General features: G+C 65.9%; 13 protein-coding genes. 3 read left to right on the top strand and 10 right to left on the bottom strand.

Going from position 1 to position 25,360, the window contains the following annotated elements:
• Positions 1–111: 111 nt before the first annotated feature.
• From LXT21_RS12515 to LXT21_RS12555, 9 genes are all read right to left on the bottom strand, one after another.
• Positions 112–846: a class I SAM-dependent methyltransferase gene (locus tag LXT21_RS12515; RefSeq protein ID WP_254038344.1), complete on the bottom strand. Its 735-nt coding sequence runs from the start codon at positions 844–846 to the stop codon at positions 112–114.
• A gap of 292 nt (positions 847–1,138) precedes the next feature.
• Positions 1,139–1,324 carry a hypothetical protein gene (locus LXT21_RS12520; RefSeq protein ID WP_254038345.1) on the bottom strand — a complete coding sequence of 62 codons (186 nt, stop codon included), beginning with the start codon at positions 1,322–1,324 and terminating at the stop codon, positions 1,139–1,141.
• A gap of 265 nt (positions 1,325–1,589) precedes the next feature.
• Entirely contained in the window at positions 1,590–1,970 is a 381-nt protein-coding gene (locus LXT21_RS12525) for a hypothetical protein (RefSeq protein ID WP_254038346.1), read from the bottom strand.
• Between the two features lie 25 nt (positions 1,971–1,995).
• Positions 1,996–8,733 (bottom strand): RHS repeat-associated core domain-containing protein, encoded by a 6,738-nt coding sequence (locus LXT21_RS12530; protein WP_254038347.1) that lies wholly within the window; start codon positions 8,731–8,733, stop codon positions 1,996–1,998.
• A 64-nt stretch (positions 8,734–8,797) separates the two neighbouring features.
• On the bottom strand, positions 8,798–10,297 hold the full coding sequence (locus LXT21_RS12535) for a putative metal-binding motif-containing protein (RefSeq protein WP_254038348.1): 1,500 nt from the start codon (positions 10,295–10,297) through the stop codon (positions 8,798–8,800).
• A gap of 494 nt (positions 10,298–10,791) precedes the next feature.
• A complete protein-coding gene (locus LXT21_RS12540) occupies positions 10,792–11,526 on the bottom strand; it encodes an SAM-dependent methyltransferase (protein ID WP_254038349.1) in 735 nt (244 codons plus the stop codon).
• 185 nt (positions 11,527–11,711) lie between these two features.
• On the bottom strand, positions 11,712–11,897 hold the full coding sequence (locus tag LXT21_RS12545; protein WP_254038350.1) for a hypothetical protein: 186 nt from the start codon (positions 11,895–11,897) through the stop codon (positions 11,712–11,714).
• A gap of 7 nt (positions 11,898–11,904) precedes the next feature.
• Positions 11,905–18,858: an RHS repeat-associated core domain-containing protein gene (locus LXT21_RS12550; RefSeq protein WP_254038351.1), complete on the bottom strand. Its 6,954-nt coding sequence runs from the start codon at positions 18,856–18,858 to the stop codon at positions 11,905–11,907.
• A gap of 94 nt (positions 18,859–18,952) precedes the next feature.
• On the bottom strand, positions 18,953–20,494 hold the full coding sequence (locus LXT21_RS12555; protein WP_254038352.1) for a putative metal-binding motif-containing protein: 1,542 nt from the start codon (positions 20,492–20,494) through the stop codon (positions 18,953–18,955).
• A 408-nt stretch (positions 20,495–20,902) separates the two neighbouring features.
• Here LXT21_RS12555 and LXT21_RS12560 point away from each other — a divergent pair, with 408 nt between their 5' ends.
• Positions 20,903–22,072, top strand: a complete 1,170-nt coding sequence (locus LXT21_RS12560) for a DUF6183 family protein (RefSeq protein WP_254038353.1) — start codon at positions 20,903–20,905, stop codon at positions 22,070–22,072.
• On the opposite strand, the gene LXT21_RS12565 is transcribed toward LXT21_RS12560, so the two are convergent.
• Positions 22,061–22,378 carry a hypothetical protein gene (locus LXT21_RS12565; protein ID WP_254038354.1) on the bottom strand — a complete coding sequence of 106 codons (318 nt, stop codon included), beginning with the start codon at positions 22,376–22,378 and terminating at the stop codon, positions 22,061–22,063. The genes LXT21_RS12560 and LXT21_RS12565 overlap by 12 nt on opposite strands.
• Positions 22,379–22,536: 158 nt before the next feature.
• Here LXT21_RS12565 and LXT21_RS12570 point away from each other — a divergent pair, with 158 nt between their 5' ends.
• Positions 22,537–23,157: a DedA family protein gene (locus LXT21_RS12570; protein WP_254038355.1), complete on the top strand. Its 621-nt coding sequence runs from the start codon at positions 22,537–22,539 to the stop codon at positions 23,155–23,157.
• A 67-nt stretch (positions 23,158–23,224) separates the two neighbouring features.
• Positions 23,225–25,360 (top strand): hypothetical protein, encoded by a 2,136-nt coding sequence (locus LXT21_RS12575; RefSeq protein WP_254038356.1) that lies wholly within the window; start codon positions 23,225–23,227, stop codon positions 25,358–25,360.

The following is a 25,360-nucleotide window of genomic DNA, read 5'->3' on the forward strand; positions in this document are numbered from 1 at the left end:
ACCCGAATGAGCGAGGCCCATGGAGGCCTCGGGGTCATGGACCGGTGCAACGTCCAGGCCCTGACGCCTCCGAGATGCGCCCCTCTGGTCCCTCCGTCCACCGCGCGGGGCTCAGCGTTGGGACGCAGTCCCGGACTGGGTGAGGAACACCTTGAACTGGAGTGAGACGAAGAGGGGCTTGGGCGGCGTGAAGCCCGCCTGCTCGAGCATGCTGGCCAGGGCCGCGTCGGACTCGATGGGCCTCACCTTGGCGTCGAAGAGCTTGCGACGATGGTCCAACTCCTCCCGGGAGATTCCATGGGCCCGCAGACAGCGGAACTCCACGTCCGTCAGCACCGGGTCCTTTCCGACGCGGCAACCGATGACGAGGGGCGCTCCGGGCTTGATCCGACGGGCCACCTCACGCAGCAGCTCCAGGCGGGCCGCGTCCCCTTCCACATGGTGAAGGATGCCCATCATCTGCGCGCCGTCGAACGGAGGACCCTCCGGAAGGCTCTTCAACTCCCCCACGTGGATGTGCGTGCGGGAGAGCAGTCCCTTGGTCTCCAGGCGCTTCCGGGCCACGTCGAGCATGGCCTCGGACGGGTCGATGCCCGTGAAGCGCCAGCCGGGGACATCGAAGCGAAGGTAGGGCACCAGCTCCGTCCCCGTGCCCAGGCCCACGGCGAGCAGGGAAGCGTCCTGCTGGCCATCGAGTCGGGAAGTCATGGCGCTGACCACCAGCTCGTACATGGCCTGGACGCCCGCGAGGCTGAGAGCGGCCTGGGCATCGTAGTGAGCGGCGCGGTCCGCGCCGAAGCCCGGAACGATGTGTTGGACGGAATGTGCGGAGTGGTCGTGGGCCATGACGGGTCCTCCAAAGTCGGATGAGTCTTTCGAGGATGCGCGGCCGAGCCGCCAGTCCAGTAGAGCGCGGATTCAGGCCATATCGGCTAATTGTCGAGCCGTTCGTGGGGAAGGTGCTTGCCGTGCCCACCTGGAAACTTGAGATCGGCCGACCTTGCAGGAGATGCCTGAAAGTGGAGCACAGACCAAGGCTGAGTTCGTAGTCTGTGCTCCTTGCTTCAGGAATCTAACTAAGCTGGATGATCGTGAGACCATCCTCATCTACCTCAAGCCGACTCACATTTCAGGGCGATTATCGAGGCGTCTGCGCGTCCTCTTCATTGAGTAGGTAGAAAACAGTGCCCTTGCCATGTTCTTTCTCAAGAAGGCTGTAGGCCTCGTCCAGGCTGGTCGCCATGATGGTCACCCGCTGTCCGGGGCGAGTAGGGTCTTGAGTCCAAATCATTGCTTTGTACTCTTTCAATTTCTTCTGGGGCATGTCTGTGCAGTCCTGGTGCGAGAGATGCAGTTCCACAAGGACAAGGGACTTCGATGATGGCTCCCTGTTATTGGAGGGCTTCGTTGGTTTGGGCGATGGTCGGCACGGCGTGAACGGGGAAAGGCAAGGTGCGCTGGTTCCCGCGTCGAAGACATGGCCCGCAGTTCCTGGAGAGATACTGGGGCACTTCTCCAGGAACACGGAAGAGAGTTTTCGATGTTGCATATGTGTTCATGGAGAAGTGGGTTGACAGGTGTTGGTGCACCTATTGCTTGACGAAATAGCCAGCTTTGTCTGGGTCCGCCGAGATGGCAACGCGGCCACCTTGTTCTTCTATATAGGGGATCCATTTCGTTTGTCCCCGACCCATCCAATCAGGCGTGAAGCCATCGAAAACGATGGCCGTCCCCGCTGTATCGGTAATAGCTGTCCAACGCCCTTCTTCCCGTTGGGGCTGCTCATTCTGAGTGAATGTGTGAAGATATGTTCCATCCTCTCTGAGGATGATGGTTCCATTGATTTCTCGCGAGTTGGCAATATATGTGCCAATGAGGGATGCGGTCGAGTGCCGGGGCTTCGAGCGTTCTTGGGGGCACGCGAAAATGAATGCCAGGAGAAGCGAGAGCGACAGATAGCGAAGGTTCATGGCGGCTTGCGACACAGGGCACGGTCTATGGTTCCGACTCCGGCATATTCTGGTCCTTCGGAGGGATTCCTGGCAAGGGCTCTCTCCAGGTGAAGGTCTGGTAGGTGTTGCCAAAGGGTAATCCCCAATTGGGGAAATCAATCCTGGCGCGCACTGCGAGCGTGTAAAGGAAGATTCTCAGTATTGGATTCTTCGCGTCCAGAATTGGCCACCGCTCCCAATTCGGGGTGGTGTTTTTGACGCCGGTGTCTAGGTTGTTGCGTCGGGCGGATGTGAGTGATGTGGCATTGAATAGGGTGACCGTCATTGATTTCTGATCGGGATGCGGCTTGAAACTGGCTCCGTGGGTGCCAATCCAGAACGGATAGTGCATTCCGTCGGGGTTGCTGACTCGAAGGATAGCGTCTTCGTATCGGCCACCAAGTATGCTTGCATTTTCGTATCGCTTGCGTGCTGTGCGATAGTCTGGCGTGTCCCTCATGAGTCTGGCGGGAAGGGAGCCGTCTTCATAGTTTGTGTTGACTGGTCCGATGCCTGTGACCCAGGTAAGAATGAGCTTGGCTGCGAAGATTGTGCCGATTGGCTTGAGGGCGACAGGGACGTCATAGCCTGCCATGATTGAGGTGAGATCAGACTCATGCGTCCGCTCGTCCTCTTTTGAGAATGATGCCAGGGGGGATACTTGGCCGCGAGCGCTAGGGCCGGAACTCTGTCCGATGTCATTCGTGTGATGGGCATCGGGCTGGGTCTTCGCGTCGTCGAGCGACTGGACGCTGGGGACCTTGAAGTCGGTGTTGGGCAGGAACAGCGAGGGGCCCTGCATGGACAGGTGCCGCTCCAGGGCGCTCGTGATGAAGCTCTGGTTTGACTGCGGCGCCCCCGTCCAACCTGGGCCCCAGCTGCTGACCAGGCTCCCTCCGTAGGGTGTGAATCCGCTGGGGTCGGTGTAGCGGATGGGGTTGTTGAGGACGTACGAGTATGCGTTGTAGGCCTGAGCGGAGCCCGGCTCGGCGATGACTGGGTCTACGCTGAGGAACTTCATCATCCTCGGGTCGTAGATGCGCCCCCGCATGTTGATGAGGCCCAGCTCGTCGTCCTGCTCGTGTCCCGTGTAGCCCTGGCGCGCGCCCGTGTGGCTTGTTGTGGAGGCCTGCGCAAGGTTCGTCGCCTGGCGCCTGCCACCGAAGGGCTCGTACTTGATGCGCTCGAGTACCGTGCCCGAGGCATCCGTCACCGTGTCGGGGCTTCCCTGCGGGTCGTTGAGGAAGTAGCGAGTGGACTCGGACGTCGAGCCCTCCTGCCACGACAGCTCGGCGACGACGCCCTCGGGGCTGGGGATGCTGACGACGTGGGTGACCGTCAGCCCCTGCTTGCGGCGCTGGTAGAGTCCGCCGACGTAGAGGGTCTCCACCGAGCCATCACTGGCGCGCTTGCGGACACGGGTGCCGGAGGCGTCGTAGTCGAAGCGGACGGTGCCGCTCGACGAGGTGATGCTCTCGGGCAGATTGGAGGGCGCGTACTGCACCTCCCGCACGAGCGTGCCCTGCGCGTCGCGCATCGCGATTTGGTTGCCGCGGTGGTCGTATTCGTACGTGAAGGACTCGGCGCCGAGCTGGGCCTGCTTGACGGCGTGAGGCCCTCCCGAGGTGCCGCCGGTGTACTGGAAGCTCGCGGCGGACTCCGAGCCGGAGACGGGCGAGCGGCTGAGCATGTTGCCGAGCTTGTCGTACTGGAACTGCACGTCGAGCGTCTGGCAGTTCTGCTGGACCTTCCATCGCTCAAGTCGGTCGAGCGCGTCGTACGTGTACTTCTGCGTGACGCCGAGCATGAGGTCGTGTCGCGAAGCGAGATTGTCGTTGTAGGTATAGTCGTAGGCGAGGCTCTGGATTTTGTTGCCGTCGTGGCGAGCCTCCTGATAGCGCAGCAGCCCTTGGCTGTCGTACTGGAAGCTCCTCGCAACGCCATTGCCGTAATGGGCCGTCTTGAGTCGACCCACGCTGTCTCGCGCGTACGCTCGCCAGTAGATGGCAAACGGGCTTGAAATGTTCGTCGAGTAGATGGTCGCGAGACTCCCTTGATTCGTGAAGGAGTACCCCAATGTCATGGGCACTCCATTGCGCGCGACCGGGTAGGTGAGCCGTTTCACTCGCCCGAAGTCGTCGTATTCGCGACTCATCACCAATGTCTCGCCGCCCACTCTCAAAGCAGTGTCCGTCTCGCGTCCGAAGGGGTCGTACACATGGTCCTTGATGACGATTCCATCAGGGTTACCAACAGGCGTACGGGTCGTGCGCGACAGTCGTCGCATCGCGCCTGGACCACTGTCATAGACGTAGTCCAAGCGCTCCTTCTCGTTGGTCGCCGACAGGACCCGCCCCAGGAGGTCGCGCTGATACGTAGTCGTCAGCCGCCCTGCCGTCCCAGACGGAGCGTCAGACTGACTCTTGAGCTCGCCAAAGGCGTTGTAGAGGAAGAGTCTTGTTCCCGCGCTGGGGTCGACCGTGCGCTCCAGTCGTCCAGACGCATCGTAGAAATGGGAACTCCGGTTCCCAGAGGGGTCGTCAACGTGTTCCAGGCGACCAAAGGGGCCATAGGTGTAGGCCATGGTTGCTTCCAGGGCCGTTCCTGGCGCCTCGGTTGCTCGGGTCATCAATCCGCGATAGTCGACGAGCGTCCGCTTCATCTGCCCGGCCGCGTCGATTGAGACGGCCTGCGAAGTGTAGGGCGCAGCCGATGTGTACAAGAGTGTCTCGACGAGCATTCCGCGAGGTCCGGTGGCCGAGTCGGCAATGCGGCGTGCCGTGACTCGTCCAAGCGGGTCGTACTCAAAGGCCTCCCATGACGGCATCTCCGTACTAAGCCGAGGGGCTTCCTGCTTCACCACGCGCCCCAAGTCGTCATAGTCGGTGGTGGAGAGCACCGTCTGTCCATCAAACCGCAGCGCACGGTGCGATACCGGGCGGCCGAGGGCGTCGAACGATGTCGTGGCCTCGGTCACTCCTGTCGCGCCGGTATTCGTGTCTGCCTGGACGCGGAGCTGGGGCGTCGAGCCCTGCCACTCGTAGAAGCTTCGTACGATGGACTTGTCCGCAGGTGCGGACGATGGCCCTTGATAGAGCGGAGTCGCGATTCGCTCGCGGCCGAAGCCATCATATTGAACGCGCATCTGGACCCCGTTGGGGTCTTCCGTCTGCGCGAGAACGCCGAGACCCGGATGGAAGAGATAGCGCCAGGTCGCGCCCTCCGCGTCCGTCGTTGTCGCAAGTTGCGTCTGATCCAGGTCGTCGTAGCTCACCGACTCCGTGCGCACTTCCCCGCTGCCATGCAGGGAGACTTGCACGACGAGCCCCTTGTCGTTTCGAGCGAAGACCGCCTTGAGATGCGTCTCCGAAGTCGTCGGCGTCACCGCCTCTCCTGCGAGAGATGGTGCTGTCTCGGTGCTCTCCAGTTGGCCTCGCGTGCCGTACGTCATCCGCTTCGTGTGAACATTGGCCGCGGCGGGCTGACTCTGGCATCCCATCTCCAAACTTCGGGCGCACGACATCCAAGAGGTCGTGGCGGTCCATACCCCGGTGGGCACCCAGTTCACGGAGTCGAAGTTGCCAGGTTCAATGCTCGTCCGAACCTGTTCGGTCTTGTCGGCCCCGTGGATGAGCGATGTCTGAGAGATGGGTGTGCCCTTGTCGTCGAGCTCAAGCAGGCTCTCTTTCTCGGACACCACGGTCGTCGAGGTACCCTTGACTTCTCGTACCGTTTCCACGAATCGCCGCGCGTACTGCTGGTAGGAGGGGGCATAGCCTTGCGGCGCCCGCGCATACGTCCAGTTTCGCTGGGTCCGCAGCGCGGTGTTGGCGTCCACCTGGACTTCAACCACTTCCTCGCGCGGGAGGTGCGCTTGGAGGGATGAGGCCCTTCGGTTCGAGCCCTCTAGCGTGGAGATGTTGTCGAAGCTCGTGGTCGTCCGGGCGCCCGTCTCTTCGTCAATGACGATTCGTTGGCCGAAGCCGAGCCACCCCAATCCTCGAGTGTCGGAGAGGCCATCTCGATAGAGATAACGCCATCTGTTCACCCGACGCTCGTTGACGTTGAGCGCCATGCTGGAGACGACGCGCATCGACTCAGGCGCCAATCGGAGCCAGGGCTTCTGGGCATCCTCGATGTAGGAACTCGAGTAGAACGGCTCGATAGGAGGAGCGCTGCCGAGAGGGTTTTTCTGTGACAGGGGGGTATAGGTGAAGGAGTAGCTGGCGTCTTGATTGAACCTGACGGCCTTGAGGACATCCGTCGCGTGGCTTCGCAGTGCGACGCGAAGCTCGTTGCCCTGCCGGTAGGTGAAGTCCAGCAATCCATCGTTGTTCACGTCGACGACCTGGGCCCATTCGAGGTTGTCTCCGCTGGGGACGGAGGCCAGTTGTTCGAAACGGGTGAAGTCCCCCTTTGGGCCAGCCAGCCACAGTTTGACAGGGGTGTTTCGCTTGAAGATGGCCAGGTCGATGCGTCCGTCACCGTCGAAGTCACCGTGTTCGGTCTTGGCTCCATCCAACAGGGTCGCGAGGTCGCTGGAGAGCACGGTTTCCCGGACGGGGTTGAACCCTCTTCCAGAGTTGAGTTGGACCCAGAGTTCTGGCGCTGTATCAGTCACATACATGTCGCCAAGCGTGACGGCGTCACTCAGTCCATCTCCATTGACGTCAATGAAGTCGAACGTGAAGGCGCGCGTGGAGCCGAAATATGGAGGTCGCTGCGGGGGCTCCTTGATTTGGGTCTTGATGACCTTCATCTCAGCTACGTCAGGATTGTCATCGGAGAACTCCGAGTAGGAGAGTGCATCGAGAAGTCCGCCTCCGTTGAGTCCGACGCCGAGGAGGCTCATCTTTCCGCTGCCATCGAGGTCCACCGCGCGGACGCCAAAGCGAGAAGGCAAGAAGAATCCGGCGGGAGTCAGCTTGGTGCTGCGTCGGGTCGCAGGGAAGACTTGAATGCTATTCAGGGGCGAGGGGAGCCGAGCCTCGTGTCGCCCCATCCAGACTCGGTCGTTTCTCACGTCCCCGTCGACGTCGAGCCAATACTGGGAGTTTGGCTCTGAGCCGGCGATCTCCGTGACTCCTGCTTCTTTGTGGGCATAACCGTACATCGGCGCGGGGTATATGCCGCCGTGGGGCACATCCCAGAAACACGAGAGAGCCGTGACTGAAGACTTTCCGAAGCCATCCCAGTCCGTCACCACGGGAAAGAGACCTCGCTCGTGTCTCTTGCCGCAGTAATCGCCATCTCCTCCATCTTCGAAGATGACGCTGCCTTCGATATTGAACCATGGGTGCCACAATGCGGCGCCAACGGAGTCAGATGCTTCGAGCGTGGGGGACGCTGCATCCGGGAACCGAAGGACCCGCATGATGTCTTGCCAGTTCTCTTCCGTGTAGTCGGTGAGAGGATGCTGTTCGGACGGGTAGTGTCGATCCCTCTTCTGGAGTCGCTCGGAACGAACGAAATAGGCGACGCCTCGACGTCCAGCCCCCAATCCAAAGGAGTTGAGACCCGCTCCTGCCGCGGCATCGCTGACATTCGTGGCAGGGGGAGTCTGGAACTCCCAGGAGCCTTGCTCCCATTCGAAGTGCAAAGGCGGCTTGCAGATGTTGCTGCCGTCGCACTCGCGCAGTGTCGTCAGGAGACTGCGCTTGCTGACAGCTCCTTCCGTGTAGTCAAAGTCGTAGTAACGCAGCAGGACCGTCGAGAGAGAAGTCGCCCCAGGTGCGAGACCCGGCCCTTTCATGTTGATTCGCGAGAGCCTGAAGTCTCGGCCAACCGGAGCGCCACTCAGGTATCCCGAGAAAGCATCTGCCCGCTCTTCATACTCGAAGGTGACCTCTCGGTGCCCTGTCTCGATGAAGCCGGACGCGTTGCGAAACTGGGTGTAGACGATTCGAGTGGGGCGATGCCAGAGACCCGTGTTCGCTCCAGCGGGAGCTTGCGCATAGAAGATCTCCATGCGGTTCCCGAATGGGTCTTCGACAGAGGAAAGGGCCCAGGCGATGGCGGCCGCCTGCTCGAGACGAAGGATGGCATCGTTTCTTGCCCCTGTGCCGCGACCATAGGTTCGGACGAGCCCATCCTTCCCTCGAACTTCGAACGTGCCTGGATCGATGGGACTGTTGCCCGGGGGGATGCGAATGGATGAGTATGTGTCCTGCTCGGTCTTGAAGTGGTTCTGCCCGGAGGGGGCAGGTACGAGCCTCATCCCATCCAGACAGTAGACCCTCGAGTAATGATTGAGCTCAGGGATATAGGTCGTGAGGTTCAGTTCGACAGGGTGGAGCTTTCCATCTCTCGCAAAAGAATTGGGGCAGCGTGTGATCTGCGACAGCCCCGCGAGGTTGAAGCCCGGACCAAGAATGCCGTCGCTCCCCTGGCTGTCGTAGACGATGGAGAGAGAAGGCTGGATTCCCGCTCGACCGGGAGGAACCCAGAGGGGGATGGACACCGCGGCTGAGCCGCTGGCCGTGACGTCCGCCGAGAACGGGATGGCCCCTGGCGTCGACTGCCCCGCCGGCCCCGTGGCGAGAATCGTGTCCTGCCTCAGTTCAAAGGGAATGCTCTGGGCCGCACCCAGCGCCTTGGTGAGTTGCGTGCTGTGCTCTACCTCCTGATCCCGAGGACTGGATGGCGCGCAGCTGACGAGCTGGGCTCCATAGACAAAGAGCATGACGTGCGCGGCGACGAACCTGCGCAACGAGGAATGATGATGGGGTTTTTCTGGACTCATGATGGCAATGGACTCCGAGCAGGACGGAGGGCTTCCGCCTGGGGCTGCAGTCAATGGACTCGTGTTACTGGCACCGCGACTGTTCGCAGATGCCCGCTTCATCGATGTTTGCGTTGCAGTTGTTGTCGATGCCGTCACAGACTTCCGCGGCGCCGGGCCTCACGGTGGACCGGGTGTCATCACAGTCTCCGCCAACTCGAGTCGTGCCCTCGGGCTGGCGGCACGCTCGTGTGCTCATCCAGGTGGCGCCATATCCGTCTTGATCCTGGTCGGCGTAGAAGTCGAGCCATGCATTCGAATGGGTCGAATCGTCAGCCAGTCCATTGCAGTCTTCGTCGATGCCGTTGGCGCAGACTTCCGGGACTGGGGCTCCGGGAACGCATATGCCGTAGTCTCCCCACTCGCACACTTCTCGTGGAGGCTTGCCGTCACGGCTCGGCTCCATCCAGCATGCCGTGGTGCAGGCGGGAACACTTCGCGCGCACGCTCCTACGCCACAGCTCTTCGGAGGGACATCGTCCACCTGCCCATTGCAGTTGTTGTCGATCTGGTCGCAGATTTCCTCGCCAGGAGGCAGGGGCGTGCAGGACTGCTCGACTCCATTGCGGCATGCCGGGACGCTGTTCGCGCACGCGCCGACGCCGCAGGTCTTCTGGGCCGACGGGTGAACCGCGGCGTTCTTGTCGTTGCAGTCCTGGCTGTTCAGGGACGCCCCAGAAGGGACGCTGCAACCACTGCCAATGGGGGCGCTCGCGGCGCCGAAGCCGTCGCCATCCTCGTCACGGTAGAACGTGAGTTGCACGCCTTCGTCCGTCATTCCATTGCAGTTGTCGTCAACCCCATTGCAGCTCTCAGCGGGCTTGGGAGAGCCAGCGACGCAGTAGTTGGGTCTCCAGGTGCAGACCTCGACGGGGGGCTTCCCGTCATGGCGCTCTTCCAGTTCGCAGAGGGTGGCGCATGCAGGCACCGTGCGCCGACAGAATCCAATACCACAGGAGATCGGAGGAAGGTCATCCACCTGGCCATTGCAGTTATTGTCGATCTGGTCGCAGACCTCCTCGGTGGGAAGCCGGGGCGTGCAGGCCTGCTCGACTCCATTGATGCAGGCCTGCACGCTGGCCGCGCAGGCTCCGATGCCACAGGACTTCACGACGCCCGGCTTGACGGCGGATGAGGCGTCATTGCAGTCGGTCGCATCCGTCACGTAGCCCGAGGGCTGTCCGCATGAGTCCTTCCAGGTCGATGGCAATCCAAAACCGTCGCCATCCGCATCGCGGTAATATCTCCGCCACTGCCAGATGGAGGCGTTGTTGTCGTCGCAGTCGCTGTTGTTGCTGACCCAGCCAGACTGGGCGCAGGCTGCTTTCCCGACGCCCGCGCCCTTTCCGTCACCGTCTGCGTCACGGTAGAGGGTGAGAATCAGGCCTTCGTCGATGAGCCCGTCGCAGTCGTTGTCGACGCCGTCACAGACCTCCGGAGTGCATTCGGGGTTGGGGTCGGGGAACGGCTCGCAACCATTGCAGGCCATGGGGGCTGCCATGGGGCCTGCATCGACCTTGGACATCGGCAGCGTGGGCTCTGAGGCGAGGACGGGGGGTGTGACGAGAAGGACGAGGAGTGCAGGAACAAGCAATGCCTGGAAAGCACCGCGGGGTGGCGAGCGACGCGCTTGAGTCATGGTGTGAGCCTTCGGTCGAGCGACGAGGGTCTCGCGATGCTCTGGCATGCGTCGGGATGGCCGTGTTCGGCCGTGCCGTCGAAGTGGGCTCGCGTGGTCCGCTGTTGTGCAACGGACGCGCCGGAGGTCTTCCTCGACGGAGGGCTGCGCAGGGCCCGGTACGAGTCCGCAACACGGGACTCGAGTCCAAAGCCGATGATGCACAGCCAGAAGCTTGCTGCTGGGGGTGACCAGGAAGTGGGTCGATCCAGCCTCTGCTCAGGCGATCGAACTCTCACGCTGGAATGGGTGAGCCTTGGGTGGGCCCGTGCGCCAGTGCAGCGTCCGGGTCCTGGATGCGTCAGTCGCGTGGCTCCGTTACCGGGTCCACCACGCGGGACTCAGCCTTGGGACGCAGTCCCGGACTGGGTGAGGAACACCTTGAACTGGAGCGAGACGAAGAGGGGCTTGGGCGCCGTGAAGCCCACCTGCTCGAGCATTCCAGCCAGGGCCGCGTCGGACTCGATGGGCGTCACCTTGGCGTCGAAGAGCTTGCGACGATGGTCCAGCTCCTCCTTGGGGATTCCATGGGCGCGCAGGCGGCGGAACTCCACGTCCGTCAGCACCGGGTCCTTTCCGACGCGGCAGCCGATGACGAGGGGCGCTCCGGGCTTGAGCCGACGGGCCACCTCGCGCAGCAGCTCCAGGCGGGCCGCGTCCCCCTCGACATGGTGCAGGATGCCCATCATCTGCGCGCCGTCGAACGGAGGTCCTTCTGGGAGGCTTTTCAGCTCCCCCACGTGGATATGGGTACGAGAGAGCAGCCCCTCGGTCTCCAGGCGCTTCCGGGCCACGTCGAGCATGGCCGAGGACGGGTCGATGCCCGTGAAGCGCCAGCCCGGTACATCGAAGCGCAGGTAGGGCAGCAACTCCATCCCCGTGCCCAGGCCCACGGCAAGCAAGGAAGCGTCCTTCTGGCCATCGAGCCGGGAGGTCATCGCGCTCACCACCAGCTCGTACATGGCCTGGACGCCCGCGAGGCTGAGGGCCGCCTGGGCGTCGTAGTGAGCGGCGCGGTCCGCGCCGAAGCCCGGAACGATGTGTTGGACGGAATGCGCAGCGTGGTCGTGGGCCATGACGTGTCCTCGAAAGTCGGATGAGTCTTTCAAGGATGCGCGCCCGTCAGCCAGCCCGGTAGAGCGCGGATTCAGGCCGCATCGGCGGATTGTCGGGCCTGTGTCCCCCACGAAGAAGGGCCCGCGACCGGAGAGTCGCGAGCCCTTCCTCAGCTACTCCGGACTGGCGCTTCTAGCCAGCCCGGTCAGCGAATCGTGTTCGCATCCTCTTCGTTGTGCAGGTCGTGGACGGTGCCCTTGCCATGCTTCTCCTCCAACATGTCGAAGGCCTCTTCGGGGTCCGTCGCCATCACGCTCACTCGCAGGCCCGGCCGAGTGAGGTCCCGAGTCCAGATAAACCCTTTGTACTCTTTCAATTTCTTCTGGGTCATGTCGTGCCTACCTGAAGGGCGCGAGGCAGCGGTCACTGTAGCAGAAGGCCCCGAAGATGCTTCCCTCACCCCGGAGGATGTTCGTGATCTCCTCGGGAGACAGCTTGTTGATGTCGTGGACGGTCACGTTGGGCGAGTTTCTCCAGCGGTACCTGTCGTCCTTGTGGAGTCTCATGTCCTGAATCCGTCTGCCATTCGCCTCGCCGTGTACGCCTGAGAGGATGTGCACATCGCCCTTGAGACGGGCCTCATCCACGAGGTGCGCGAAGTCCATCTGGATGATCTCCCCGTTGGAGGTCCAGACCTCTCCACCCGCCGCGTTCTTGCTCATGGAGAAGTGGCCGCGGGGTGGGAGCGTTCGACCCCCGAGAGAGCGAGTCACCTGGTTCATCGCGTTGCGCGCGCTCGAGACCGGGGCTTTGAGTACGCCCGCCACGCCAGCGCCCGATTCGATGAGCGACAAGAGGCTGGCGCCAGAGGACAGCGTGTAGAAGGTCGTCTTCCCCACGCCGACGGCGCAGCCTCCCGCGTCGCCCTTGCCACAGGACTTCTTGGTCTCGAGGTAGCTCTCACCCGCGGACACGAACGGGATGAACTCGTTGATGGCGAAGCTGGCCGCGGCGAGCTTGCTGACCGGCGCATACCGGTCATAGAGCGTCGACGCGTTGACCATGCTCTCGAGCTGCGACTTCGTCATCGCGCGGCTCAGATGGCAGCTCACCATCATCCCGCACGGGACCTTGTCGGCGACCGTGTCGAACGTGCTCGAGGCCGTCGTGAGCAGGGACGTCAGCCCGCTCCTGGACGAGCCCGAACTCTGACCGATGTCGTTCGTGTGACGCGCATCGGGCTGGGTCCTCGTGTCGTCCAGCGACTGGATGCTGGGCACCTTGAAGTCGATGCTGGGCAGGTACAAGGACGGGCCCGGCATGGACAGGTGCCGCTCCAGCGCGCTCATGATGCGGCTCTGGTGCGACTGCGGCGCTCCCGTCCAACCCGTGCCCCAACTGCTGACCAGCTCCCCCCCATACGGCGTGAAGCCGCTGGGGTCGGTGTAGCGGGTGGGGTTGTTGAGGACGTACGAGTACGCGTTGTAGGCCTGCGCGGAGCCCGGCTCGGCGATGACCGGGTCCACGCTGAGGAACTTCATCATCCGCGGGTCGTAGATGCGCCCACGCATGTTGATGAGGCCCAGCTCGTCATCCTGTTCGTGTCCCGTGTATCCCCATCGCGCGCCCGTGTGGCTCGTCGTCGAGGCCTGCGCGAGGTTCGTCGTCTGCCGCCTGCCTCCGAAGGGCTCGTACTTGATGCGCTCGAGCACCGCGCCGGAGGCGTCCGTCACCGTGTCGGGGCTGCCCTGCGCATCGTTGAGGAAGAAGCGCGTGGACTCCGACGTCGAGCCCTCCTGCCAGGACACCTCGGCGACGACGCCTTCGGGGCTGGGGATGCTGACGATGTGGGTGACCGTCAGCCCCTGCTTGCGGCGCTGGTAGAGGCCACCGACGTAGACGGTGTCGTCCTGGCCGTCCTCGGAGTGCTTGCGGACACGGGTGCCGGAGGCGTCGTAGTCGAAGCGGACGGTGCCGCTCGACGCGGAGATGCTCTCGGGCAGGTTGGAGGGCGTGTACTGCACCGAGCGCACCAGCGCGCCCTGGGCATTACGGGTCGCGAGCTGGTTGCCGCGGTGGTCGTACTCGTACGTGAAGGACTCGGCGCCCAGCTGCGCCTGCTTGACGGCGTGCGGTCCTCCCGACGTGCCGCCGGTGTACTGGAAGCTCGCGGAGGGCTCCCAGCCGGAGACCGGCGAGCGGCTGAGCATGTTGCCGAGCGCGTCGTACTGGAACTGCACGTCGAGCGTCTGGCAGTCCTGCTGGACCTTCCAGCGCTCGAGCCGGTCCAGCGCGTCGTAGGTGTACTTCTGCGTGACGCCGACCATGAGGTCGTGACGCGCGGAGAGGTTGCTGTTGGCCGTGTACTCGTAAGCCAGACGCTGGACGTCGGTGAGGTTCTTCTTGGCCTCGGTGAAGCGCAGCCGTCCCTGCGTGTCGTAGCGGAAGACGCGCGAGACGCCGTTGCCGTAGTGGGCCGTCTTGAGCCGGCCCACGCTGTCCCGCTCGTAGGCCCGCCAGTAGGACCCGAGACCATTGGCGCGGTAGACGCTCGAGAGCTCGCCCCGGTCCGTGTACGAATAGCCCACCGTGAAGGGCTGCCCGTTGAGCTGCGCGGGATAGATGAGGCGGCTGACGCGGCCGTAGTCGTCGTACTCGCGACCCAAAGTGCGCGTGGTGCCGTCCACCTTCTGGGCGAGCCCCGTCTCCCGACCGAACACGTCGTAGAGGTAGGCCGTGTCCACGGCTCCCGCCGAGGTCCCCGTGGGCGTGCGGCTCGCCCGGGTCAGTCGGCCCTTTCCTCCCGGCCCCTCGTCGTACCAGTACTGGAGGGACTCCCGCGGATTGGTGGCCGCGAGGACACGGCCGAGCAGGTCCCGTTCGTAGGTGGTGGTGATGCGCCCCGCCGCTCCGTCCGGCGCGTCGGAGTGGCTCTTGAGCTCGCCGAAGGCGTTGTAGACGAACAGCCGCGTCCCGGAGTTGGGGTCGACCGTGCGCTCCAGTCGTCCCGCGGCGTCGTAGAAGCGGGAGCTGCGGTGGTTGGCCGGGTCGTCGGTGTGCTCCAGGCGGCCGAAGGGACCATAGGCGTACTTCATGGTGGCCGCCTTCGCCGTGCCCAGGGCCTCGGTCGCCTCGACCATCAACCCCCGGAAGTCGGTGAGCGTCTTCTTCACCTGCCCGAGCGCGTCCGTCGACGTCGCCTGCGAGGCGTAGGGCAGGGGCGCCGAATAGCTGATGCTCTCGATGAGCCTCCCGTTGGGCCCCGTCGTCCCATCCGCGAAGCGGCGCGCCGTGACGCGGCCGAGCGCGTCGTACTCGTGGATCTCCCAGGTGGGCTGCTCGGCGCTGGTCCGAGGCATCTCCGTCTTCACCACGCGCCCGAGCACGTCGTAGGTGTGCGTGGAGGTCACCGGCTGGCCATCGAAGCGCGGGGACTGCGTCGTCACCGGCCGGCCCAGCGTGTCGAACCGGGTGATGCTCTCGTCGAACGCTCCGTTGCCCGTGGCGACCCGTGTCCGGTGCTGCGGCAGCGTGCCATTCCACTCGTAGAACGTCTCGACGATGGACCTGTTCGCGGGCGCCGCGGAGGGGCCCTGGTACAGCGGCGTCGCGATGCGCTGGCGGCCGAAGCCGTCGTACTGCAGGCGCACGTGGACGTCGTTCGGGTCCTTCGTCTGGGCGAGCACGCCCAGGCCCGGATGGAAGAGGTACCTCCAGGTGAGCCCCGCCGCGTCCGTGGTGCTCGCCAGCTGGGTCTGGTCGACGCTGTCGTACGTCACCGACTCGGTGCGGATGACACCATTCGCGCCCTGCTGGAGGACCTGCTCGACCAGCCCCTTGGCGTTCCGCGCGAAGGTGGTCTTGAGGTAGGTCTCGGACGTCGTGGCCGTCGAGGACTCACCGACGAGCGACGGCTCGTTCTCGGTGGACGCCACCTGTCCCTGGGCGTCATGCGTCACCTGCAGGGTGCGGACGTTGGCGGGCGCGGGCGGGCCGCTGCAGCCCACCCCTGGTGCTCTCGGACAGGACATCCACGAGGTGCTGACGGTCCAGGTGCCCTGGGGCAGCCAGGTGGTGGTGTTGAAGTCCGGGGTGGTGACGGCCTTCTGCTGCTCGGTCGTCGTGGCGCCGTGGGTGAGCACGGTCTGCGACACCGGCGTGCCGTAGGCATCCAGCGTGGTGAGCGTCTCCTTCTCGGACACGGGCGTCACCGAACCACCCCGGCGCTCGCTGACGGTCTCGGAGATTCGCGTGGCGTACTGCTGATAGGCCGGCGTGTAGGGCTGCGTCGTGCGGGCGTACGTCCACTGGCGCTTCGTCTCCAGCCGGGTGTTCGCGTCCAGAGGGACTTCGGTCAGCTCCTCCACCGGGAGGTGGGCCAGGGGCGCCATGGCCTTGCGCTCGGCGCCCTCCACGGCGGAGATGTTGTCGTAGGTCGTCGTGGTGCGAGCGCCCGTCACCTCGTCGATGACGATGCGCTGACCGAAGCCCTTCCAGCCCAGCCCGCGCGTGTCGGAGAGCCCGTTGCGATACAGGTGTCGCCAGCTCTGGATGTGCTGCTCATTGGAGTGGATGGACATGCGCGAGACGACGCGCATCGACTCGGGCGCCAGGCGCAGCCACGGCTTCGTCGTCGTCTCCGCATAGCTCCTGGAATAGAAGGGCTCGCTCGGCGTGACGGCGCCGTGCGGCTGGGTCTGGGAGAGCGGCGCGTAATCGAACGAGTAGCTCAGGCCGGAGTAGCCCTGGTACGTGGCGAGCTGCACGTTGCCGTGCACCCGCTTGAGCTCGTCCACCGGCTTCTGGCGCCGGGCGATGCGCAGCTCGTTGCCCACGCGATAGGTGAGGTCCAACAGGCCGTCGTTGTTGACGTCGATGACCTGCGACCAGTCCTTGCTGTCGCCGCTGGAAGGAATCGACAGGTTCAACAGCTGGGTGAATTCACCCCGCGTGCCCGCCAGCAGCACCTGGACGGGGTGGCCCGGACGGAAGACGGCCAGGTCCACGCGGCCGTCGCCGTCGAAGTCGCCGTGCTCGGTCTTCGCGCCCAGCAGCGCGGTGCTGAAGCTCTCGGGGAGCTCCGTCTCGCGCATCTCGGTGAAGCCCTTGCCCGTGTTGAACTGGACCCGGAGCTTGAGCCGGGTGTCGGTCGCCTGCAGCTGTCCCAGCGTCACCGCGTCCTGGAGCCCGTCACCGTTCACGTCGATGAAGTCGAAGGTGAAGGCGTAGAGGCTCGGGAAGAAGAACGGCAGGCCGGGCGGCCTGCGCAGCGTGGTCGGCACGATGTTCAGCTGGCCCGCCGTGGTGCTGCCAGAGGTCACCTCCTGGAAGCTGACCGCATCCAGGAAGCTGCTCGCGTCCGGGTGCGAGCCCAGGCCCACCAGGCTCATCTTGCCGGTGCCGTCCAGGTCCGCCACGCGCACACCTGCGCGTGTGCTCTGGCCGTAGAGCGCCGGTGACATGGTGTTCGCCCGGATGGCGGGCACCATGGGCGGACGAAGGGTGGAGGGGACGGGCTGGGTGATGACGACCCGCCGCACGATTTGACTGTTCGGGTTGCTCGTATCCTCGAGGTCGACCTGGTGCCGGCCCACCCAGACGCGCTCGTTGCGCCGGTCACCATCCACGTCCAGCCAGTACTGGGGATTCAGCTCGGAGCCGACCCAGTGGATTTCATTGACCTCACGGGAGACCTGATGCGCATAGGCGGGCGTGAGGAAGGGGCTGCCCGGGAACACGCTCCAGGCGCACGAGAGGCCCACCACCGAGGAGCGGCCCGAGCCATCCCAGTCCGTGACCAGGGGGAAGAGGTTCCGGTCCGCGCGCTTGCCGCAGAAGCGGTTGGAGTCTCCACCGCCAAAGGGGCCCCCATCCGCGTCGAGATAGGGATACCAGAGGACCAGTCCGCTGACGTCCGACGGGTCGAGCGTGGTGGAGGCGGCGTCCGGGTACTGCAACAGCCGCATCCGGTCCTCCCAGTTCTGGATGGTGACGTCCGTGATGAACTCGGGGGGACCCAGGTCGCGCTCCTGCATGAGGACGGAGCCGGTGAAGTACGCGAGGCCCTGACGGCCCGCGCCCAGCCCGAAGGCGCTGAGCCCCGCGCCCGCCTTCGCGTTGCTCACGTTGATGGGAGTCGGGTAGTCGAAGTCCCAGGAGCCCTGCTCCCAGTCGAAGCGGACGGGCGTCTTGCAGACGTCTGCGCCATCGCACTCGCGCAGCTCCGTCAGCAGGCTGCGCTGGCTGACGGTGCCCTGGTAGTACTTGAGCTTGTACGAGCGCAGCGGGACCTTGGAGAGCGTGCTCGCGCCGGGCGCCAGGCCCGGGCCCTTCATGTTGATGCGTGACAGGCGGAAGTCGCGTCCGACCTTCACCCCGGAGAGGTATCCGGTGAAGGTGTCCGGCCGGGACTCGTACTCGAAGGTGACCTCGCGCTGGCCCTCCTCGACGGTGACCTGCGTCGAGCCGGTCTCCGGGTTGATGGCTTCGCGGCGGAAGCCGGTGTACGTGATGCTCGAAGGGCGGTGCCAGGCGACGGACGAGGCGTCGATGGCGGGCGCCTGGTCGTAATGCACATCCATCCGGTTGCCGAACCGGTCCCGGACGGAGGCGAGCGCCCAGGTGATGATCACCGCCTGGTTGTCCGTCGAGGCGACGGTGTTGTTGGCTCCGCGGACGGGCTTCGAGTGGAAGCCCCGGACGAGCGCGTCGTCCCGCTGCGCCCCGGTGACGGTGGTCGTCCTGCCGTAGGTCCGGATGAGCCCGTCGCGTCCCCGCACCTCGAAGGTCAACGCCTCCAGGTGGTTGCCGCCGGTGATGGAGATGGCGGTGGAGGGGTCCGCCTCCGTCGTGAACTTGTCCCAGGTGGAGCCCACCAGCCGCGAGCCATCCAGGCAGTAGACGCGGGTGTAGTCCTGGACTCCTCCGGAGAGCATCCAGTGACGCGTGTCCGCGGCGTGGAGCTTCCCGTCGCGCGCGAACGAGTTGGAGCAGAGCGTGATTTGCGACAGGCCCGCCAGGTTGAAGCCCGGGCCGAGCAGGCCGTCACTGCCCTGGCTGTCGTAGACGATGGAGAGCGAGGGCTGGATGCCCGCGCGTCCCGGCGGCACCCAGAGCGGAATCGACACCGCGGCCGAGCCGCCCGGCGTCACGTCCGCGGTGAAGGGGGTGATGCCGGGGGCCTCGGGCGTGGCGGAGGTGGTGGGGAGGAGGGTGTCGGAGCGCAGCTCGAACGGGACGTTGTCGAGCGCGGCCCGGGCCCGTGTGACTTCACCCGCGGCGCCAGGCTCGTCGGAGGGTGAGCCCGCGGGCACGCAGCCGCTCAACAGCTGCGTGCCATAGAAGAACAGCATCGCGTTCGCCGCGAAGCGCTTGAGGCGCCCGGGGGGACGTGGAGGTCGTGAGTCGTGTCTCATTGGGAAAGGACCGTGATGAGTCGGAAGGGGGTTACTGGCAGAGGGACTGGTCGCAGACATTTCCTTCGTCCAGCGTCCCCGAGCAGTTGTTGTCGATGCCGTCGCAGACCTCGGCGGCGCCTGGCTTCATGTCGGCGCGGGTGTCGTCGCAATCCCCGCCCACGCGGACCGTGCCCGTGGGCTGGTGGCAGGCCCGCGTCGCGTTCCAATCCGTGCCAAAGCCGTCATGGTCCTGGTCCGGATAGAAGGTCAGCCACGCGGCGCTGTTGCTCGAGTCATCGACGGAGCCGTTGCAGTCCTCGTCGATGTCGTTCGCGCACACCTCGGGAGATGGCGCACCGGGCGTGCAGAGGCCGTACTCACCCCACTCGCAGACCTCGACGGGCGGCTTGTTGGGCTGCGTCTCCACCCACTCGCAGAGGTTGCCGCAGGCCGGAGCGCTGCGTCGGCACGCACCCACGCCGCAATAGGTGGTCAGGTCGTCCACCACGCCGTTGCAGTCGTTGTCCGCCTTGTCGCAAATCTCGGGGCTGGGAGGCCGCGGGGTGCAGGTCTGCTCCACGCCGTTGACGCAGGACTGGACGCTGACGCGGCACTCGCCCACGCCACACTGCTTCACGGCCCCGGGCTTCACGTTGAAGTCGTTGTCGTTGCAGTCCGAGGCATTGGGCGCGGCCCCACCCGGGACGGTGCAGGCCATGCCGATGGGCGCGCCCGTGCCGTACCCGTCACCGTCGTTGTCACGGTAGTAGGTCGTCATGACACCGTCGTCGATGGTGCCGTTGCAGTTGTCGTCGATGTTGTTGCAGGTCTCGGCCCTGGGCTGGCCCGGGGTGCAGCTGTTCGCCATCCACTCGCAGACCTCGACGGGCGGCTTGTTGGGCTGCGTCTCCACCATCTCGCAGTAGTTGCCGCAGGCGGCCACCGTGCGCTGGCAGTAGCCCGTGCCACAGGTGATGGGCGGCAGGTCGTCCACCACGCCGTTGCAGTCGTTGTCCACCCTGTCGCAAAGCTCGGCGGACGCGGGCTTGGGGATACAGGCCTGCTCCACGCCGTTGATGCAGGCCTGGACCGTGCGCGCGCACTCGCCGACGCCGCAGGACTTGATGACGCCCGGCTTCACGCCGGCGTTGGCGTCGTTGCAGTCGGTGGCGTCCGAGACGTAGCCCGCGGGGACGCCACAGGAGTCCAACCACTGGTTGGGATTGCCGAAGCCGTCTCCATCCGCGTCCCGGTAGAAGCGGCCGGCCTGCCAGACGGAGGGGTTGGAGTCGTTGCAGTCCGTGTTGTTGGTGACCCAGCCATAATCGACGCAGCCCTGCACCGCGGGGCCCGCGCCCTTCCCGTCACCGTCCGCGTCGCGGTAGACGGTGCGCTTGACGCCTTCGTCAATCTGCCCGTCGCAGTCGTTGTCGAAGCCGTCGCAAATCTCCGGGTCGCAGATGGGCTCGGGCTCACAGTCGGGACAGCCCGGGGGCGGCAGCAGCTGCGCTCCCGACTTCGCGCTGGGGGCCGAGGTGGAGTTGGAGGGAGTGCTTGCCGGAGCCGCGAGGACCAGGCTCGAGACAAACAATGGGAGTAATGCCAAGACATACGGCGGGAGTCGCCACACACGCGTGTGGGACCCGGGTGGTCGTTTCATGGGGTGCTTTCGTGGTGAACGAGCGGGGTGCTCGCGAGGCGCGAACGGGCGGCCATGGCGCACTGCTCGCCGTCAGACGGTGAATCCTGGCGAGGGTGCACGCGTGGGCCCGGTGCTGCGTGGACGCGCACCTCCCTCATAAAAGAGGACTCACTCAAAAAGCAAGCAGACCACCCCATACCCAGAGCGCGCGTTCGGCCAGGAATTGCAGAGGAGCCGGGTATACGTATCGACGATTTGTCTTGGGTTGTTTCGATTTATCCCAGGGGGTCGAGACGCACGCGGGGCCCCTTCGTCGAGGTGCCCCCGGACCCCAGTTCCCTTGTAGACTCGCATTCCATGACTTCGACGGTGAGCGCGTTCCTCGACGACATCTCCACCCGTGACGGGCTGAACGCGGCGCGGGGGCATATCGGCCGGCTGGGAGAAGAGCGGGCCTATCCGGCGCTGGTGGCGCTCGCGGCGGAGTTGGAGGCGCGGCAGGCCTCGACGCCCGCGGAGGGTCGGAAGCGGCTGCACGCCCTCTCGGACCACCTGGAGGAGGTGTTGGCCAAGGCGGGGGACGTGGACAGCGCCCTGGCCCTGCTGGAGGTCGCTCGTCAGCCGCGTGACGCGCGCTACCAGGGGCGTCTCTTTGCCGCGCGACGCGAGCAGGAGCTGGCGGCGCTCCTGGCCACCCATCGCCCCGTGACGAGCTTCGTGGAGCTGCTCTCCTCCCGACAGGGGCCCGAGGACCTGCTGGAGCTGTTCGCCTGTGGCGTCCACGAGTTCGTGCTGCGCGGCGCGGACCTGTCCTCGGCGCCCGGTGTCCTGGCGCTCCAGGCGGAGCTGGCGCGACGCGGTCATCCGCTGGCGGCGCTGCCGCTCCAGCGTCGACGCTGGGAGTCCTCGTTCGGGCGCCTCATGGGGACGGAGGAAATCGACGCGTACGACACGCTCGGAGAGAGGTTGTCCTCGGCGTCACACGAGGACGAAGAAGACGAGTACACCACGCCCGACATCCGGCTGGCGACCCAGGACGAGCCGGTGCCCGCGGCGCTCGCGGCCGTCCTGGTCTCGGAGGACGGGGAGGGGCCTCACGACGCCATCGAGCAGCGGGTGCTCAAGCTGCGTCCCGCGCTTCCCAAGGCCCCCTCGGACACGATGACGTCCCTGCTCATCGATCTGGGCCTGCCGCTCATGAAGGACGCGGCCTTCGTGGTGTGCGAGCGGGACAAGCTGTCGCGCGTGGCCGACTTCTTCTTCTCGCGCGTGGCCTCACGCGCGCGCGGGTGGCTGGGCGCGGCGTATGGACGTCTGGCGTTGTGGCGCACGCTCGAGGCGCTCGGTGGCATCGAGGTCTCCTGGGCCGGCGATGCTCCCGAGAAGCGCTGGAATGCCTGCACCTGGTACCAGTTCAAGGGCTCCTGGCAGGGTGAGCGCCCTGACATCCTGGGCGTCGTCTGTCTTCGCCCCGGCGGGACATCGCTCGCGCTCGTCGCGGTCCGCGAGAGGGCGTCATTCTGGTAGGGACCTGCGCTTCCACAGGCGGAAGGCCCGCTTCGCGCCGTGGCCATCGGGGTCACGGGGCTGGTTGAACTCCAGGAGGCGCTCGTTCCTCAGCTCGTTGGCGATGAAGCCCACCGCGCCGCCGCTCTCGTAGCCCCTCCACTTCTGGCTTCGCTGGATGGCGCCCGCGAAGAAGCGTCGGCCCTCGGGCGTGTCCTCGACGAGCCCCTGGTAGACGAGGAACCGCCAGGCCTCGTCGGCATTCCCTCGGAGGTCGACGACGTGCAGCGAGGTGGTCAGCCTGTCCCAGTAGCGCGGAAGAATCATGGGGGTGCCTCCGACTCCCGAGTCCGGAGCGGAGCATAGCCGACGTCCCGGACACGACGGTGCTGTTGCACTGTTCACCAGTGGCCGCTCGCGCTTTCCCCTCCGCCAGGGCTGCCTTATGACGGATGTCTGGCACCTGGAGGAGGTCGTTCGCGCGGATGGTGGAATACATCGACCAGCTCATCGGAGCGCTCGGCCCGCTGGGGCTCCTGGTGTTGGGCGTGGCCGCGGCGCTGGAGTACGTGGTGCCTCCCTTCCCCGGTGACACCATCACCCTGCTGGGCGGCGTGTACGCGGTGCGCGGCGAGCAGTCGATGGTGCTCGTCTTCCTCGTGGTGACGGTGGGCAGCGTGGTGGGCGCGGCCATCAACTACGCGGTGGGACACTGGCTGGCGGGGCGCTTCGACGCGAACCCGGGGCGCAGCTACTTCGGCATCAGCCACGCGCGGCTCTCCGAGGTGCAGTCCCGGATGCGCCGCAACGGGCCCTGGCTGCTGCTGGCCAATCGCTTCCTGCCCGGCATCCGGGGACTCATCTTCGTCGCCGCGGGTGCTTCGCGCGTGCCGCGCATCAACGCGCTGGGGCTGGGCGCGCTGTCCGCCATGGCGCACACGGGGCTGGTGCTGGCGCTGGGGGCCGCGGTGGGCGGCAACCTGGAGAAGCTGTCGGCCTTGATGAGCCGCTACCAGTACGCGGTGGTGGGGCTGGTGGTGGTGGGCGTGGTGGCGGTGGGCGTGCGCATGTTCGCCCGGCGACGTGCCCCGGCCCCGGGGCCTTGAGTCCTCGGGACGACGGCGCTCCACGGCGACGTTGCAAGGGGCGGCCCGGGCGCGCTTGAGTCGCGGCATGGCCTCGCGCACCTCTTCGTGGACGCTCCTGCTCGTCGCGCTCGTGCTGTCGCTGACGGGTTGTCGCTGTGGAGATGACTCGGGCACGGGCGGCGCGCGCCAGGGCTTCCGTCCCCAGGAGACGGAGGTGGACTTCGGTCGCGCCTTGGAAGGGAGCCTCACGCGCAAGCAGGTGACGTTGCTGGCCACCGGACGCGCGAGCCTCTCGGTGACGGCGTCCTCGGGCGCGCCCTTCAGCGTGGCGACCTCGGAGGTCACCGTGCCGGGGAGTGGGACGACGGTGGTGGAGGTGGACTTCCTCGCGGCCAATGGACCCGCGCAAGGGACGCTGACGCTGACGGGCGCGGGGCACACGGAGACGGTGCGCCTCACGGGCCTGGGGGTGCGGCCACTGGCGTGCGTGCCGTCGAGCCCCTGCCACGAGTCGCGCTTCGACCTGGCCACGGGCACCTGCATCGAGCGGGCGCTGGACGATGGCGCCACCTGCATCCCCACCAGTCGCTGCGTGGTGAACGGGCGCTGCGAGTCGGGTGCGTGCGTGGGCTCCCCTCGCACGTGTGATGACGACAACCCGTGCACGGTGGACGCGTGCTCGCCCTCTCAGGGATGCGTGACGGCTCCGGTGGTGTGTCCCACGCCGAGCAACCGGTGCAAGGTGGGCGTGTGCGACCGGAACGAGGGTTGCCAGGAGGTGGATGCCGAGGACTTCATCCCGTGTGGGCCGGGGGACTGCAAGTCGGCGCGGTTGTGCTTCAACGGCTCGTGTGACGAGTTCGATACGCCGGATGGCATCGTGTGCGCTCCCGCCACCGCGTGCCGTGGCGAGGGCACCTGTCAGGATGGCGAGTGCGAGCGGCCCGACGCGGGGGACCTGGAGGCGGAGTTCAGCCAGCAGCTCGGCGGTGAGCCCGTGGGCGCTCCCGCGCTGCTCGTGCAGGACGGTGCGTTGTTCAGTTCGGTGTGTGACGAGGACGCGGGGTGCCGGCTCGTGTCCTTCACACAAGGTGGCCTGCTGCGCTTCGAGTCGCCCTATCCGGATGGTGGTGCGCGCACGCTGCTGGCCGCGTCGGATGCGGGGGTGGTGGTGGCGGCGCCGGAGGGGCTGGAGTCGTATGCCCCGCGCACGCCGGGTGCGCGACAGTGGGAGGCCTCGTGGACTTCGCTCGGCGCGCCGGCGAATGCGGGGCCGTGGCTGGGACACATGGAGGCGGGGCAGGTCGCGCTGACGGCGGCGGGGGACGTGGTGGCCCATGTTGCGTGGGGCCCGGTGCCGGAGGATGGCGGCGTGGTGGCGGTGCCCGAGAGCACGCGGTGGGTCTGGCTCGCGGGACGTGAGGACGCGGGCACGGTGCTGCGCGCGGGGCCGGTGGAGGCGTGGCGTGGTGGGGCGCGGGTCGCGCTCGACGCGGAGGAGACGGTGTTCCGGTACACGGTGGATGGACGGCTGGAGCGCGCGGACTTCGAGCCGGATGGTGGCGCGCTCGTCATCTCGGAGCTCGCGGAGGGGGGTGTCCCGAATGGGAGCGCGTCGCTCGCGGTGGCGGGGGGCACGTTGTTCGTGGGCACCCGGGCCTTCGTGTCGACGGATGGCGGCGCTCCGGTGACGGTGGACTGGGACGCGGGCTCACGGACGCTGACGCCGTTGGCGGAGCCCGCGCTGCTGTCCTCGGCGGGGAACCCTGGCTACGTGTTCGCGCGCTCCTGCTCGCGTACGGACGGCTTGCCATGTGAGCCCGACGAGGAGCGCACGGTGCTGCGCGCGGTGGACTCCAACACGGGGCTGGTGGTGTGGGAGGTGGACGCGCTGCCCTTCGAGGAGGTGCCGGGCTCGTTCCACGACGCGACGCTCATCGAAGGCGACGCGGTGGGCGTGCTCGCCGACGCCGAACTCATGGACGGGCGGCAGGTGTGGCTCCAGTTCTTCGCGCGAGGGAAGAAGGTGGAGATGTGCGCGCTCCCGGGACGACCGACGCGCGTCGCGGGCAGCACGTTCTCCGGTGGCCGGCTGCTCGTCGTGTTGGAGCGGGACGGCGTCTGGCGCGTGGAGGCCTACGGGATGGGCCTCCAGGAGTCGACGTTCGGCTGGCCCCAACGACACGGGAGCCCGTCGGGCGTGAGGCGCGAGGCGCGCTGA

Source organism: Myxococcus guangdongensis, assembly GCF_024198255.1.
Classification (GTDB): domain Bacteria; phylum Myxococcota; class Myxococcia; order Myxococcales; family Myxococcaceae; genus Myxococcus; species Myxococcus guangdongensis.

Coding starts and splice junctions, on each gene's coding strand:
- LXT21_RS12560 (WP_254038353.1), top strand. CDS start 20,903: ATGACTTCGACGGTGAGCGCGTTCCTCGACGACATCTCCACCCGTGAC.
- LXT21_RS12565 (WP_254038354.1), bottom strand. CDS start 22,378: ATGATTCTTCCGCGCTACTGGGACAGGCTGACCACCTCGCTGCACGTC.
- LXT21_RS12540 (WP_254038349.1), bottom strand. CDS start 11,526: ATGGCCCACGACCACGCTGCGCATTCCGTCCAACACATCGTTCCGGGC.
- LXT21_RS12575 (WP_254038356.1), top strand. CDS start 23,225: ATGGCCTCGCGCACCTCTTCGTGGACGCTCCTGCTCGTCGCGCTCGTG.
- LXT21_RS12535 (WP_254038348.1), bottom strand. CDS start 10,297: ATGTCCAAGGTCGATGCAGGCCCCATGGCAGCCCCCATGGCCTGCAAT.
- LXT21_RS12550 (WP_254038351.1), bottom strand. CDS start 18,858: ATGCTGTTCTTCTATGGCACGCAGCTGTTGAGCGGCTGCGTGCCCGCG.
- LXT21_RS12545 (WP_254038350.1), bottom strand. CDS start 11,897: ATGACCCAGAAGAAATTGAAAGAGTACAAAGGGTTTATCTGGACTCGG.
- LXT21_RS12525 (WP_254038346.1), bottom strand. CDS start 1,970: ATGAACCTTCGCTATCTGTCGCTCTCGCTTCTCCTGGCATTCATTTTC.
- LXT21_RS12520 (WP_254038345.1), bottom strand. CDS start 1,324: ATGCCCCAGAAGAAATTGAAAGAGTACAAAGCAATGATTTGGACTCAA.
- LXT21_RS12530 (WP_254038347.1), bottom strand. CDS start 8,733: ATGAGTCCAGAAAAACCCCATCATCATTCCTCGTTGCGCAGGTTCGTC.
- LXT21_RS12570 (WP_254038355.1), top strand. CDS start 22,537: ATGGTGGAATACATCGACCAGCTCATCGGAGCGCTCGGCCCGCTGGGG.
- LXT21_RS12515 (WP_254038344.1), bottom strand. CDS start 846: ATGGCCCACGACCACTCCGCACATTCCGTCCAACACATCGTTCCGGGC.